The organism is Acidovorax sp. NPDC077693 (assembly GCF_044542805.1).
GTDB lineage: Bacteria > Pseudomonadota > Gammaproteobacteria > Burkholderiales > Burkholderiaceae_C > Acidovorax.
Window position 1 is genome coordinate 134134 of sequence record NZ_JBITVD010000014.1, and the last position, 13633, is coordinate 147766.

14 protein-coding genes are annotated in these 13633 nt (G+C 68.1%); 11 read left to right on the plus strand and 3 right to left on the minus strand.

The features are described from left to right. Window position 1: 1 nt before the first annotated feature. Window positions 2-514 carry a hypothetical protein gene (locus tag ACIGHN_RS20095; protein ID WP_056411365.1) on the minus strand — a complete coding sequence of 171 codons (513 nt, stop codon included), beginning with the start codon at window positions 512-514 and terminating at the stop codon, window positions 2-4. Window positions 515-661: 147 nt separating this feature from the next. Between ACIGHN_RS20095 and ACIGHN_RS20100 the strand changes: the two genes are divergently transcribed. The 3 genes from ACIGHN_RS20100 to pyk all read left to right on the plus strand — a co-directional run bounded on the left by ACIGHN_RS20100 (window position 662) and on the right by pyk (window position 4414). Beyond that, window positions 662-2065 carry an aminopeptidase P N-terminal domain-containing protein gene (locus tag ACIGHN_RS20100; RefSeq protein ID WP_396505724.1) on the plus strand — a complete coding sequence of 468 codons (1404 nt, stop codon included), beginning with the start codon at window positions 662-664 and terminating at the stop codon, window positions 2063-2065. Continuing rightward, the gene (locus ACIGHN_RS20105; protein WP_396505725.1) at window positions 2062-2868 is read left to right on the plus strand and encodes a type II CAAX prenyl endopeptidase Rce1 family protein; all 807 of its coding nucleotides are present in this window, start codon (window positions 2062-2064) and stop codon (window positions 2866-2868) included. Before ACIGHN_RS20100 ends, ACIGHN_RS20105 begins: the two co-directional genes overlap by 4 nt. A 106-nt stretch (window positions 2869-2974) precedes the next feature. Further along, window positions 2975-4414 carry a pyruvate kinase gene (pyk, locus tag ACIGHN_RS20110; protein ID WP_056411369.1) on the plus strand — a complete coding sequence of 480 codons (1440 nt, stop codon included), beginning with the start codon at window positions 2975-2977 and terminating at the stop codon, window positions 4412-4414. On the opposite strand, the gene ACIGHN_RS20115 is transcribed toward pyk, so the two are convergent. Further along, a complete protein-coding gene (locus ACIGHN_RS20115; protein ID WP_396505726.1) occupies window positions 4347-4934 on the minus strand; it encodes a phosphatase PAP2 family protein in 588 nt (195 codons plus the stop codon). The two genes, pyk and ACIGHN_RS20115, sit on opposite strands and share 68 nt — an antisense overlap. Further along, entirely contained in the window at window positions 4921-5673 is a 753-nt protein-coding gene (locus ACIGHN_RS20120; RefSeq protein ID WP_396505727.1) for a phosphatase PAP2 family protein, read from the minus strand. The genes ACIGHN_RS20115 and ACIGHN_RS20120 overlap by 14 nt, the downstream gene beginning before the upstream one ends. Window positions 5674-5749: 76 nt before the next feature. On the opposite strand from ACIGHN_RS20120, the gene ACIGHN_RS20125 reads away from it, so the two are divergent. The 8 genes from ACIGHN_RS20125 to ACIGHN_RS20160 all read left to right on the plus strand — a co-directional run bounded on the left by ACIGHN_RS20125 (window position 5750) and on the right by ACIGHN_RS20160 (window position 13518). Further along, window positions 5750-6454: a response regulator transcription factor gene (locus ACIGHN_RS20125; RefSeq protein WP_056411372.1), complete on the plus strand. Its 705-nt coding sequence runs from the start codon at window positions 5750-5752 to the stop codon at window positions 6452-6454. Beyond that, window positions 6451-7839, plus strand: a complete 1389-nt coding sequence (locus tag ACIGHN_RS20130) for a histidine kinase dimerization/phospho-acceptor domain-containing protein (protein WP_056411374.1) — start codon at window positions 6451-6453, stop codon at window positions 7837-7839. Before ACIGHN_RS20125 ends, ACIGHN_RS20130 begins: the two co-directional genes overlap by 4 nt. 97 nt (window positions 7840-7936) lie before the next feature. Beyond that, on the plus strand, window positions 7937-9001 hold the full coding sequence (gene fba / locus ACIGHN_RS20135; RefSeq protein ID WP_396505728.1) for a class II fructose-bisphosphate aldolase: 1065 nt from the start codon (window positions 7937-7939) through the stop codon (window positions 8999-9001). Window positions 9002-9279: 278 nt separating this feature from the next. Next, window positions 9280-10395 (plus strand): Re/Si-specific NAD(P)(+) transhydrogenase subunit alpha, encoded by a 1116-nt coding sequence (locus ACIGHN_RS20140; RefSeq protein ID WP_396505729.1) that lies wholly within the window; start codon window positions 9280-9282, stop codon window positions 10393-10395. Continuing rightward, on the plus strand, window positions 10392-11138 hold the full coding sequence (locus tag ACIGHN_RS20145) for a hypothetical protein (RefSeq protein WP_056411380.1): 747 nt from the start codon (window positions 10392-10394) through the stop codon (window positions 11136-11138). The genes ACIGHN_RS20140 and ACIGHN_RS20145 overlap by 4 nt, the downstream gene beginning before the upstream one ends. 65 nt (window positions 11139-11203) lie before the next feature. Continuing rightward, complete coding sequence (locus ACIGHN_RS20150; RefSeq protein ID WP_056411382.1) at window positions 11204-11743, plus strand: hypothetical protein; 540 nt, start codon at window positions 11204-11206, stop codon at window positions 11741-11743. 24 nt (window positions 11744-11767) lie between these two features. Next, window positions 11768-12097, plus strand: a complete 330-nt coding sequence (locus ACIGHN_RS20155) for an NAD(P) transhydrogenase subunit alpha (RefSeq protein ID WP_056411384.1) — start codon at window positions 11768-11770, stop codon at window positions 12095-12097. Continuing rightward, window positions 12094-13518 (plus strand): NAD(P)(+) transhydrogenase (Re/Si-specific) subunit beta, encoded by a 1425-nt coding sequence (locus tag ACIGHN_RS20160; protein WP_396505730.1) that lies wholly within the window; start codon window positions 12094-12096, stop codon window positions 13516-13518. The genes ACIGHN_RS20155 and ACIGHN_RS20160 overlap by 4 nt, the downstream gene beginning before the upstream one ends. The last annotated feature ends 115 nt before the right edge of the window (window positions 13519-13633 follow it).

Here is a 13633-nt window from a genome sequence, read left to right on the forward strand (position 1 = left end):
CTCAAGCTCCTTTTGAAACAGGGGGGTGAATGGTGTGGGCCAGCTCCAGTGTCGCAGCCGCATGCCGCTGCACGACGGCTGGATCGTAGGCGCTGGCCTGGCTCGTGGTCGCCTGGCGCAGCAGCATCTCACTGAGCGCGAACCCTCGGCGCACCAGCAGGTCTTCCAGCCGGGCGGCTTCCTGCTCGGAGGCCGGGGCGTTGCTCACGATGATCGCCAGGCAGGTAGTGACATGGTCCAGCATGGCATTGAGCACATCGGAATGCCGCCCCGTCTGGCCTTCGGTGCGCACCAGAGATTCGCGCAGCCGCCCCGTGATATCCCGCGCCCAGGCATGGGCGGCGACATAGTCCAGCGCACCGTCGTGGTGGCGCTTGAGCTGGCCCAGCAGCACGCGCAGCTTGTCGCTGTTGGTGGTGGCGCCCTCGACCTGCAGTTGGGCCAGCCACAGGTAAAGGTCGCTCGGTATCCGGGCGGAGAGGGGCTCCATGGTGGTGGTGGGCGTGGCGGACATGTGTGGACCTCAGGCAGTGTTGAATGCGATGGTATTCATTTGAATTCGTTTGTCAACAACGATGTGAGGTGGAGGATTTTTGAAATTGTTGGATGGGCCGATGTCACTGCCCCGCGTCCGGCCATGGTTTCGCGATAAAAATAGCGGATGAGCTCAACGTCCTCGCATTCCATCTACGCCCAGCGCCGCGCGCGCCTTGCTGCCCAGTTGGGCGCCGGGGGCATCGCCATCATCCCCACGGCGCCCGAGCGGCCGCGCAACCGGGACACGGACTTCCTGTTCCGGCATGACAGCTACTTTTATTACCTGACCGGTTTCATCGAGCCCGGCGCCTGCCTCGTGGTGGCGGCGGATGGCCGCAGCACGCTGTTTTGCCAACCCAAGGACCTGGAGCGTGAGATCTGGGACGGCTACCGGCTGGGCCCTGCGGCGGCACCCGGTGCACTGGGCGTGGATGCAGCGCATTCCATTGCCGAGCTCGATGCCAAGCTGCCCCGGCTTCTGGAAAACCGCAGTTGCGTGTGGTACCCCTTTGCCACGCACGCCGGCCTGGCGGCGCGGGTGGAAGGGTGGCTGAACGCGGTGCGGGCGCGGGTGCGCTACGGCGCGCTGTGCCCGGCCGAGCAGAACGATGTGTGCACGCTGCTCGACGAGATGCGGCTCATCAAGGATGCGCACGAGCAGGACATCATGCGCCGCGCCAGCGACATCAGCGCCCGGGCGCACATCCGCGCCATGCAGCGCTCGGCCCGCATGCTGCGTGCCGGGCAGGACGTGCGCGAATACCACCTGGATGCCGAGCTGCTGCACGCATTCCGCGACGAGGGCTCGCAGTACCCGGCGTACAGCTCCATCGTGGCGGCCGGGGCCAACGCCTGCGTGCTGCACTACCGCGCTGATGCCGCCCCGGTGCGCGACGGCGAGCTGGTGCTCATCGACGCGGGCTGCGAGCTCGACGGCTACGCCAGCGACATCACCCGCACTTTCCCGGCCAATGGCCGCTTCACCGGGCCGCAGCGCGCGCTGTACGACCTGGTGCTGGCCAGCCAGGACGCGGCCGTGGCGGCCACCAAGGCGGGCGCGCGCTTCAACGACCCGCACGACGCCACCGTGGCCGTGCTGGCGCAGGGCATGCTGGACCTGGGCCTGCTGGACCGCAACAAGGTGGGCAGTGCGCAGGACGTGATCGACACGCGTGCGTACTTCCAGTTCTACATGCACCGCACCGGCCATTGGCTGGGCATGGACGTGCACGACTGCGGCAGCTACGTGGAGCCCGGCGAGGTGGGCCAGGTGAGCGAGCGCAGGGACCCGCTGTCCGGCGAGACCATCACCAACCGCCCGAGCCGCGTGCTGCGCCCGGGCATGGTGCTCACCATCGAGCCCGGCATCTACGTGCGCCCGGCCGACGGGGTGCCCGCGCAGTTCCACAACATCGGCATCCGCATCGAGGACGATGCGATCGTCAATGACGCGGGCTGCGAGCTGATCACCCGCGGCGTGCCCGTGAAGGCCGACGAGATCGAAGCGCTGATGCGCGACAGCGCGTGAACCCGCAACCGCTCGGCAGCACCGCGCACGACGCCGTGCCGGCGAGCCCGCCGGAGCCGTCTTCGAAAGTCTCCAGGTGGCGGCTGGCCGGGGCCTTGTGGCTGCTGGGCCTACCCGGCGTAGTGGCCGTGGTGTGGGCGCTGCTGCCGCCCCTGGCCGCCAACGCGGCGATGTTTCCGCTGCCGCTGTGGGCCATCGTGCTGCTCAGCGGGCTGCAGACCGCGGTGCTGCTGGCGTTGGCCGTGGGCGTGGGCGTGTGGCTGGCGCCGCGTGTCGGGCTCAAGGCACCGGCGGTATCGGCATGGCTGGCCGGGCAGCCCGTGGGCCCGGTGCTGCGCGCGCAGTGGCTGCCGGGCGTGCTGGGCGGTGTGGCCGGCGCCGCCTGGCTCTGGGCGCTGTCGCGGCTGGCGCCGGAAGCGCTGAAACCATCAGACCCGGGCAGCGCGATGCCCCCGGTGGTCAAGCTGCTGTACGGCGGTGTGACCGAAGAGCTGCTGGTGCGCTGGGGCGTGATGACGCTGCTGCTGTGGCTGGGCTGGCGCCTGGCGCAGCGCGGACAGGGCCGGCCGGGCGCCGGCGTGGTGGGCGTTGCGGTGGTTGTCAGCGCACTGCTGTTTGCCATGGGCCACCTGCCTGCGGCGCAGGCCATGGCGGGCGTGCTGACGGTGCCGGTTGTGGCCTTCGTGCTGGTGGGCAACACGGCGTTCGGGCTGGTGGCCGGCTGGCTGTTTGCGCGCCGGGGGCTGGAGGCTGCGGCCATCGCGCATGTGCTGGCCCATCTGCTCTCGCATCCATTGCTGTAACTCCGCACGGCCCGGCAGGGGTTGCCGAGAGGTAACCCGCCTGTAACCGCTTCGTGTGAGAATTGAAATTCGATTACATCCGCCACACAAAGAAAGAGACAAGACCATGCCCAGTACCCGCCGCGCCACCAAGATTGTTGCCACCCTGGGCCCCGCATCGAGCGACCCGGCACTGCTGGAGGCCATGATCCGCGCGGGCGTGAACGTGGTGCGGCTGAACTTCAGCCACGGCAAGGCGCAGGACCACATCGACCGCGCCGCCACGGTGCGCGCCGCCGCCCAGCGCGCCGGCCGCGAGGTCGCCATCATGGCCGACCTGCAGGGCCCCAAGATCCGCGTGGGCAAGTTCGCCGAGGGCAAGGTGCAGCTCGAGCACGGCGCCAAGTTCGTGCTCGATGCGTCGCGCACCGAGCCGGGCGATATCGAAGGCGTGGGCCTCGACTACAAGGAGCTGCCGCGCGATGTGAAGGCGGGTGACCTGCTGCTGCTCAACGACGGCCTCATCGTCCTCACGGTGGATGCGGTGCGCGGCGAAGAAGTCCACACCACCGTGAAGGTGGGCGGCGAGCTGTCCAACAACAAGGGCATCAACAAGAAGGGCGGGGGCCTCACGGCGCCGGCCCTCACGGCCAAGGACATGGAGGACATCCGCACGGCGATGAGCTTTCAGGCCGACTACGTGGCCGTGAGCTTTCCGAAGAACGCGACCGACATGGAGATGGCGCGCCAGCTGTGCAACGTGGCCGCGTCCGAGTACCGCCACAAGCCGGGCCTGATCGCCAAGATCGAGCGTGCCGAGGCCATCCCGCACCTGGAGTCCATCCTGCGCGTGAGCGACGGCATCATGGTGGCCCGCGGCGACCTGGCCGTGGAAGTGGGCAACGCGGCCGTGCCGGCGCTGCAAAAGAAGATGATCCGCATGGCGCGCGAGCTGGACAAGGTCGTGATCACCGCCACGCAGATGATGGAGAGCATGATCACCAACCCCGTGCCCACGCGCGCCGAGGTGAGCGACGTGGCCAATGCGGTGCTGGACGGCACCGACGCCGTGATGCTGAGCGCCGAAACGGCTGCCGGCCGCTACCCGCTCGAGACCGTGGAAGAAATGGCCACCATCTGCGCCGCCGCCGAAGCGGCCGAAGACCACCAGCTCGATGCCGACTTCACGGGCCAGACCTTTGGCCGGATCGACCAGTCCATCGCCATGGGTGCGCTGTTCACCGCGCACCACCTGGGCGCCAAGGCCATCGTGGCCATGACCGACAGCGGCGCCACGGCATTGTGGATGAGCCGCCACAGCATCGACATCCCGATCTACGCACTGACGCCCAAGGTGGCCACGCAGCGCAAGATGGCCATGTACCGCAACGTGCGCCCGCTGCTCATGGACACGAGCGCAGACCGCGACACCGCGCTGGAGCAGGCCGAGCGCCACCTGAAGAACCGCAACATCGTGCAAAAGGGCGACGTGTACGCGATCACCTGTGGCGAGCCGATGGGCGCTCCTGGCGGGACCAATATGCTGAAAATCTGCGTGGCCGGTTAGCAGGCCGCGGGGCTGCACGCAGCGCGTGCACGGCCCCTGCGCTGAGTGCGCCGGTGAGCATGCCCGCGAGCACGTCGAACGGAAAGTGCACGCCCAGGCACACGCGGCTCCACGCGATGGCCAGCGCTGCCACCCAGCACAGTGCGGCGAGCCAGCGTGCGGGGCGCGAGGCCTGCAAGCTGGCCGCCAGGGCACAGGCCGCGGCCGTGTGCATGCTGGGAAACCCGGCGCGCGCCGCATGCTCGATCCACTGCACCCCTATCCCCAGCTGGGCGGGTCGCGGCGCCGCGATGGCGTGCCTGAGCAGCTGCACGCCCACCCAGGCCAGTGCCATCGAGAACAGCGCCAGCACCAGGTCACGCCGCTGGGCAGGGCTGCCGACCACAAGGCCTCCAGCCAGCACTCCCCCCATGGCGATGGGCAGCTTCTGGGACGCCCACCGCGCGGCGGTGACCACCGCAGGCCAGGTCGACGCGTCTGCATTGACCGCGTGGAACAGGGCCAGGTCAAGCGGAAGCATGGGGCGCCTCTTCGGGGGGCGTGCTGCACGCAAAGGACGGGAAACGGGGGCGCAACGCAGCGGCCGCCAGGTCGCACAGCCAGCCGGTGGTCCAGCACAACCAGCCCGTCCACAGCGTGTGGCTCATGAAATGCGCGCCGCGCACCTGCTGCGCCGCGCCCAGCACGAACCCCGCCAGCAGCGAACCCGCCAGCCACCAGCGCGCGGCCGCAGGTGCCTTGTGGCGCAGCGCGAAGTAGCCGCCCAGGAATGCAAAACCCGCGGACGCGTGGCCTGCGGGAAAACAGCGTCCGCTGCCACCGTCGAGCACTCCGAGCGCCCAGTGGGAGACGTGGCGGGCCACGCCGCCGAACTGCGCCAGATCCCAGGGGCAACTGGTGGCGCTCAGGTTCTTGACGATGCTGATCAGCGCCAGTGCCAACAGGGCACTCACGGCCATCTGCAGCCGCTCCCTGGCGTCGATGCGCCGCAGGATGCCCTTGGGCCACCACACGCTCAGGGCCAGCAAGAGCACCAGCAGCCATCCCAGGCGGCGCGCGTCTTCATGGAGCACCTGGACGAAGAACCAATGGTCCCGCATCGGAAAACCCGCCGACGAGCCGAAGGCCTGGGCCCAGGCCAGGTCGCGCCCGCCTGCATCCCAGGCCACCACGCCCGCCAGCGCGGCGAGGGTCCAGAACAAGAGATGGTGGTGCGGGCGCAGGGGTGTCGCAGGTGAAGGAGCCGGTCTGGAGAGCATGGCCGGCACGATAGGGCGCCGCACTTAACGTCGTCTTAATGGGGCGCAAGTCGATGGGCGCTGCGACAATGCCCGCATGCGAATACTCGTGGTCGAAGACGATGCAGGCATTGCCACCGGCCTGCGCAGCAACCTGCAGCAGCGGGGCTACGCGGTGGATGTCAGCGACGGCGTGGCCAGTGCCTGGAGTGCGCTGCGGGCCGAACGGTTCGATGCCGTGCTGCTGGATCTGGGCCTTGTGGACGGGGACGGCAGCGAGCTGCTGCGGCGGCTGCGGCTGAGCCCGGCAGCGAGCGCCGCTTCTCCGAGCGTGTTGCCCGACCCGGCCACCCCCGTGCTCATCGTCACCGCGCGTGATCAGGTCCACCAGCGCATCGCGGGGCTCGACCTGGGCGCGGACGACTACCTCACCAAGCCGTTTGACGTGGACGAGCTGGATGCGCGCCTGAGAGCGCTGCTGCGGCGTGCGGCAGGCCGCGCATCGCCCACCATCCGCCATGGCGATATCGAACTGGACCCGGCTGCGCGCACCGTGCGCCTGCAGGGGCGGCCGGTCGAGATGTCGCCCCGGGAGTTTTCGGTGCTGCTGGTGCTGCTGGAGGCGCGTGGCCGCGTCCTCTCGCGCCAGCAGATCGAGGAGCGCCTGTACAGCTGGGAGGCGGCCATCGAGAGCAATGCCGTCGAGGTCCACATCCACCACCTGCGCCGCAAGCTGGGCAGCGCCTGCATACAGACCATGCGGGGGGTGGGCTATTTCATGCCCCAGGAGATGCCCGGATGAACGCGCCTGCCGAGTCTTTGCCGCGGCGGCCCCGCAGGCCATCGCTCACGCGGCAACTGCTGCTGTGGTCGCTGGGCGCGCTGGCGCTGGTGTGGGGCACCTTCGTGTTCATCGGCTACCAGACGGGCGTGCACGAGGCGGACGAGCTGACCGACGGGCACCTGGCCAGCGTGGCGGCCTTGCTGCTCAACCTGCGGGCCACGGAGGTGATGGAGGGGCCGCAGGTCACCCCCCGGGCGCCCACCCCCTGGCTCAAGTCCCACGACTACCAGCAGTCCATCAGTGTCGTGCAGTGGGACGCGCAGGGGCGGCTGCTGTCGCTCAGCGGCACCACGTTGCCGCCGGAGTTCTCCGACGTGGAGGGTTTCGCCAACCTGACGCTCGGCCCGGACAAGGTGGTCTGGCGCAGCTTCTCGCAATGGGATGCGGCGCGGGCCCGCAAGATCATGGTGATGCTGCAGCTGCATGAGCGGGACGAACTGGCCGACGACATTGCCGGGCAGATGATCGAGCCGGGCCTGTGGTTGCTGCCCGTGGTGTCCCTGGCGTTGGGACTGGCACTGTGGCGCGGGTTGCGGCCGCTGTACGCGTTGTCGGCGGATGTCGCTGCGCTGGACCCGGTCAGCACGCAGCGCCTGGCCTCGCGCCATGCCTGGAGCGAATTCGAGTCCGTGGTGGCCTCCATCAATACGCTGCTGGATCGCCAGCACACCGCCATGGTGCGCGAGCGCAGGCTGGCCAACGAGGTGGCCCATGAACTGCGGACGCCCTTGTCGTCCATTGCCCTGCAGGCCAGCGCCCTGTCCGGTGAGCTCGACGAAGACGCGAAGGCCCAGGCGCTGGACCGCATCGGTCGGGATGCCCTGCGGGCGGGGCATGTGCTGAACCAGTTGCTGGCCCTGGCGAGGGCCAGCCGGGCCGAGCTGCATGAAGCCAAGCAGGCGGTGGACCTGGCCGCTTTGGTGCGCTCGGTGTGCGCCGACTACGCGCAGACGGCCTGGCAGCGCGGCGACGACATTGCGCTGCAGGCGCCGCCGGCGTTGATGGTCCAGGGCCATGCCTTGCTGCTCGACATCGCCACACGCAACCTCGTGGAGAACGCGCTCAAGCACACGCCGCACGGAACCCATATCGCCGTGCAGCTGTGTGGGGACGGCCCCGAGGGCGCCTGGCTGCAGGTGTGCGACGACGGGCGGCGCACCGCACAAGACGACTGCGCAGCGCCGGTGGACCGGCCCCAAGACAGCCTGCACCTGGGCCATGAAATCCTGCGGCGCGTGGCCGACATCCACGGCGGCCGCTTCGGCGAGGCCCCGGCCCCGGCGCCCTTTACCACCTGCTACCGGCTGGATTTGCCGCCAACCCCTGTCACGCCGGCCGGTTAAAATTACGAGTTACCAAGCGGTTACCACCGCCCAGGCCCCCACCCTGGCCCCACCAGGCCGACTGCGACCTTCACCAACTTCAACGGACATCACGACCATGCCCCTCGTTTCGATGCGCGAACTGCTCGACCATGCCGCCGCCCACAGCTACGGCATCCCTGCCTTCAACGTCAACAACCTGGAGCAGGTCCAGGCCGTGATGGCCGCCGCCGACGAGGTGGGCGCACCGGTCATCCTGCAGGCCAGCGCCGGAGCCCGCAAGTACGCTGGCGAGCCCTTCATCAAGCACCTGATCCAGGCCGCGGTGGAAGCCTTTCCGCACATCCCGCTGGTGATGCACCAGGACCACGGCACCTCGCCCAAGATCTGCGCGGGCGCCATCGACCTGGGCTTCGGCTCGGTGATGATGGACGGCTCGCTCATGGAAGACGGCAAGACGCCTTCGTCCTTCGAATACAACGTGGAAGTGACCCGCAAGGTCGTCGAGATGGCCCACAAGGTCGGTGTGACGGTGGAGGGCGAGCTCGGTTGCCTGGGCAACCTCGAAACCGGTGAAGCCGGCGAGGAAGACGGCATCGGCGCCGACGTCAAGCTCGACCACAGCCAGATGCTCACCGACCCCGAAGAGGCGGCCACTTTCGTCAAGGCCACCCAGCTCGATGCCCTGGCCATCGCCATCGGCACCAGCCACGGCGCCTACAAGTTCAGCCGCAAGCCTACGGGCGACATCCTGGCCATCAGCCGCGTGAAGGAAATCCACCAGCGCATTCCCAACACCCACCTGGTGATGCACGGCTCCTCGTCGGTGCCTGCCGAGCTGCTGGCCATCATCAACCAGTACGGCGGCAAGATGAAGGAAACCTACGGCGTGCCGGTCGAGGAGATCCAGGAAGCCATCAAGTTCGGCGTGCGCAAGATCAACATCGACACCGACATCCGCCTGGCCATGACCGGCGCGGTGCGCAAGTTCCTGGCCGAGAACCCCGACAAGTTCGATGCGCGCGAGTGGCTCAAGCCCGCCCGCGAAGCCGCCAAGCAGGTGTGCAAGGCGCGCTACCTGGAGTTCGGCTGCGAAGGCCAGGGCGCCAAGATCAAGGGCCACAGCCTGCAGGACGTGGCCCGCCAGTACGCATCCGGCGCGCTGGCGCAGGTGGTGAACTGATGGTGGACTGATCCACGCGCGCGGGCCTGCCCGCCGCAGGGGAGCCCGGTTGCACACAAGGCGGCCGGGCTTTTTTACGGCCGGTGCAGCCTGTTCCTTGGACGCCAACGGCAGGCTGTCGCGAATTAGCGTGCACACTCGGCACCTTGCGTGGCACACGATCCTTGGCCTGGGTGGGGAGTTCCCTCTACATCAGACAAAGGCGACAGTCATGAGAAATTCTTCATGTAAGCTCGCGGTCAGTAAGTAATTCCACTGACCCTCACCGAGGAGATGACATGCTGATTGGTGTGCCTGCGGAATCGATGGCAGGAGAGACCCGGGTGGCAGTGACGCCCGAGACGGTCAAGAAGCTGAAGGCGCAGGGCCACACCCTGCGCATCGAGTCGGGTGCGGGTGTGGCCGCCAGCGTCACGGACGCCGCGTACGAAGCCGCCGGCGCCGAGATCTCCGATGCCGCCGGCGCCTGGGGTGCCGACCTGGTGCTCAAGGTGCGCACGCCTTCGGACGCCGAAGCCCCCCGCCTGCGTGCGGGCGCCACCGTGGTGGGCATGCTCAATCCCTTCGACGTCGCAGGCCTGCAGCGGCTGGCCAGCGCGGGCGTCACGGCCTACGCCCTGGAGGCTGCGCCGCGCACCACGCGGGCCCAGAGCATGGACGTGCTCTCCTCGCAGGCCAACATCGCCGGCTACAAGGCCGTGATCATCGCCGCCGATCGCTACCAGCGCTTCTTCCCGATGCTCATGACCGCGGCGGGCACCGTCAAGGCCGCCCGTGTCGTGATCCTGGGCGTGGGCGTCGCGGGCCTGCAGGCCATTGCCACCGCCAAGCGGCTGGGGGCTGTCATCGAGGCCTCGGACGTGCGCCCCAGCGTGAAGGAACAAGTGGAGTCGCTGGGTGCCAAGTTCATCGACGTGCCCTACGAGACCCAGGAAGAAAAAGACGCGGCCGAGGGCGTGGGCGGCTACGCCCGCCCCATGCCGCAAAGCTGGCTCGACCGCCAGAAGGCCGAGGTGGCCAAGCGCGTGGCCCAGGCCGATGTGGTCATCACCACGGCGCTGATTCCCGGCCGCGCCGCACCGGTCCTGGTGACCGAAGACATGGTCCGGTCCATGAAGGCGGGCTCCGTCATCGTGGACCTTGCCGCCCCGCAAGGCGGCAACTGCCCGCTCACCGAAGCGGGCCAGACAGTGGTCAAGCACGGCGTCACGCTGGTGGGCGAGACGAATCTGCCGGCGCTCGTCGCCGCCGATGCGTCCGCGCTCTACGCGCGCAACGTGCTCGACTTTCTCAAACTCATCATCAACAAGGAAGGTGCCCTGCACATGGACTTGCAGGACGACATTGTTGCCGCCTGCCTCATGGCACACGAGGGCACGGTAAAGCGCGCATGAGCCTGCTGAAGAATTTGCAAGAGATATTGTCCGCCACGCCCCGCCGCGGTGGCTGGCTGCTGGCCGCCTGTGGCGTGCTGGCCGTGAGCGGCTGCGCACCCATACCCGCCGGCCCTGCGGAGTTCAGCGCCGGCCGCACGCGCGTGGTGCTGCCCTCGGCGGCGTGGGAAGACCTGGGCGCGACGAACGAGGCGTTCCCGCTGCACCCGCTGCCCGGCGCCTTTCCGCTGCAGACGCGCGCCGTGGCGCTGCGCGGCGCCAACCGCGAACTGCTGGCCGTGATGCTGGTGCAGACCAACCGCACGGACATCCCGCGCGACCCCACGCTCTGGACGGGCAGCTGCCCTCTGCAGCAGGGCATGACCGTGGAAGACGCGACCAAAGGCAGCCCGGTGCGCATCGACTGCCTGCGGTTCAAGCGGTGGGCCAACAACGCCGACTGGATGGAGAAGAACCACCCCGGCGTGGTGCGCTGGATGGATGAGCACAAGGCCACGCCGCTGCAGCCGTATTCGCACCTGAACTACCGCTTTGCGACGCAGGGCGGCTCGTATGTCGAGATCAACGCCATGGTCGACCAGCGCCTGCTGCGGCCCAAGACGAGCAACAACGAAGAGTTCCTGCGTGCGGGCTACCCGGCCCAGGAATGGAGCCACAAGGTGGCCGAGGCCGCCCGCGTGAGCACGGGCATGGCCGATGGCTTCTTCCCCGTGCCGCCGTTCCCCTTTGCCGTGCCGAACTGAGCACGCAGCAAGCCCCCGCTTACCGCGTTACCACCGCTCACCGCCCACCGACTGGAGTTCTCAACATGGGTGTCGTTCTGCAGATTCTGGGCCTGGTCATCACGTTCACCATGGCGATGGAGGCGTTGCGCCGCTTCGGCATCGACGTCGGCTGGCTCAATCCGTTGACCTTCTTTCACCGCCGCGCCTGGCGCAAGAAGGTGCAGACGCCGCCGCTGTATGCGCTGGACCACCCGGTGGACGTCGTCGCCGTGCTGGCCCTGGCCACGGTGCAGACCACCGGCGCGATCACGGTGCAGCAAAAGGCCGGCGTCCAGGCCCTGCTGCGCGAACACCTGCAGCTCAGTGAATCGGATGCCGCCAACCTCTGGGTGGCCAGCGCGCATCTGCTGCGCAGCCGGGCGCTGGAGCTGCGCGAGCTGCCGGTGCTGCTGGAGCGCAGCGCCGACAAGTTCACCGACTACCACGTGCAGACGCTGCAGACCGTGATGCGCGCGGCCGCACAGATCGAGCCACCGCCCAACGCTGCGCAGCAGCAGCTCATCGGCGCGGTGGATGCTTACTTTGCCAAGAAGAAAGCGTCTTCTGGCCCCTGGTCTTCCTGAAACGCACTGAACGAAGGACTCTCCATGGACGCCGTCTCGCCCACCCTCATCAACCTCATCATCTTCGTGCTGGCCATCTACGTGGGCTACCACGTGGTCTGGACGGTGACGCCCGCGCTGCACACGCCGCTCATGGCCGTGACCAACGCGATCTCGGCCATCGTGATCGTGGGGGCCATGCTGGCCGCCGCGCTCACCGAGACCACGCTGGGCAAGAGCATGGGGGTGCTGGCGGTGGCGCTGGCGGCGGTCAACGTGTTCGGGGGCTTCCTCGTCACACGGCGCATGCTCGAGATGTTCAAGAAAAAAGAAAAGAAGGTCGCCGCCCCCCAGGCTGAAGGAGGCCAGGCATGAGCATGAACCTCGTCACGCTGCTGTACCTGGTGGCCAGCGTCTGCTTCATCCAGGCGCTCAAGGGCCTGTCGCACCCCACCACGTCGATCCGCGGCAACCTGTTCGGCATGACGGGCATGGCGATTGCCATCCTGACCACGGCCGCGCTCATCGTCGAGCTGTCGGGCGGCAAGGCCCAGGGCATGGTGTACGTGCTGGGGGCGCTGGTGGTGGGCGGTGCCGCGGGCGCCTTCATGGCCCAGCGGGTCGAGATGACCAAGATGCCCGAGCTCGTGGCCTTCATGCACAGCATGATCGGCCTGGCTGCCGTGTTCATCGCGGTCGCGGCGGTGGCCGAACCCTGGGCGTTCCAGATCGTGGCCAAGGGCCAGCCCATCCCGGCGGGCAACCGGCTCGAGCTGTTCCTGGGCGCGGCCATCGGCGCCATCACCTTCAGCGGCTCGGTCATCGCGTTCGGCAAGCTGTCGGGCAAGTACAAGTTCCGCCTGTTCCAGGGCGCGCCGGTGCAGTTCGCGGGGCAGCACATGCTCAACCTCGCGCTGGGTCTGGCCACCGTGGGTCTGGGCCTGGTGTTCATGTTCACCGAGAACTGGACGGCCTTCTTCGCCATGCTGGCGCTGTCGTTCGTGCTCGGCGTGCTCATCATCATCCCGATCGGCGGTGCCGACATGCCGGTGGTGGTGTCCATGCTCAACAGCTACTCGGGCTGGGCCGCGGCGGGCATCGGTTTTTCGCTCAACAACTCGATGCTGATCATTGCCGGATCGCTGGTGGGCAGCTCGGGCGCGATCCTGAGCTACATCATGTGCAAGGCCATGAACCGCTCGTTCTTCAACGTGATCCTGGGCGGCTTCGGCGGCGAGGCGGCGAGCGCCACCTCGGGCGCCAAGGAGCAGCGGCCCGTCAAGACCGGCAGCTCGGACGACGCGGCCTTCGTGCTGGGCAATGCCGAGACCGTGGTCATCGTGCCCGGCTACGGCCTGGCCGTGGCGCGCGCCCAGCATGCGGTCAAGGAGCTGGCGGCCAAGCTCACCGAAAAGGGCATCACCGTCAAGTACGCCATCCACCCCGTGGCGGGCCGCATGCCCGGCCACATGAACGTGCTGTTGGCCGAGGCCGAGGTGCCCTACGACCAGGTGTTCGAGATGGAAGACATCAACGGCGAGTTCGGCCAGGCCGACGTGGCCATCATCCTCGGTGCCAACGACGTGGTGAACCCCGCCGCGCACACCAAGGGCAGCCCCATCTACGGCATGCCCATCCTGGAGGCCTACAAGGCCAAGACCGTGATCGTGAACAAGCGCTCCATGGCCGCAGGCTATGCGGGCCTGGACAACGAACTGTTCTACATGGACAAGACCATGATGGTCTTCGGCGACGCCAAGAAGGTGGTCGAGGACATCGGCAAGGCAATCGAATAGACCCCGCGCGGTTTCCCGCGCCCGCGGTGGCAGGGCGGCCCGCAAAGCCCTCTGCGCCTAGGGAAACCACACACCCCCGAAACCAGCACCGGCAGGGACAATGCCGGGGTTTCAT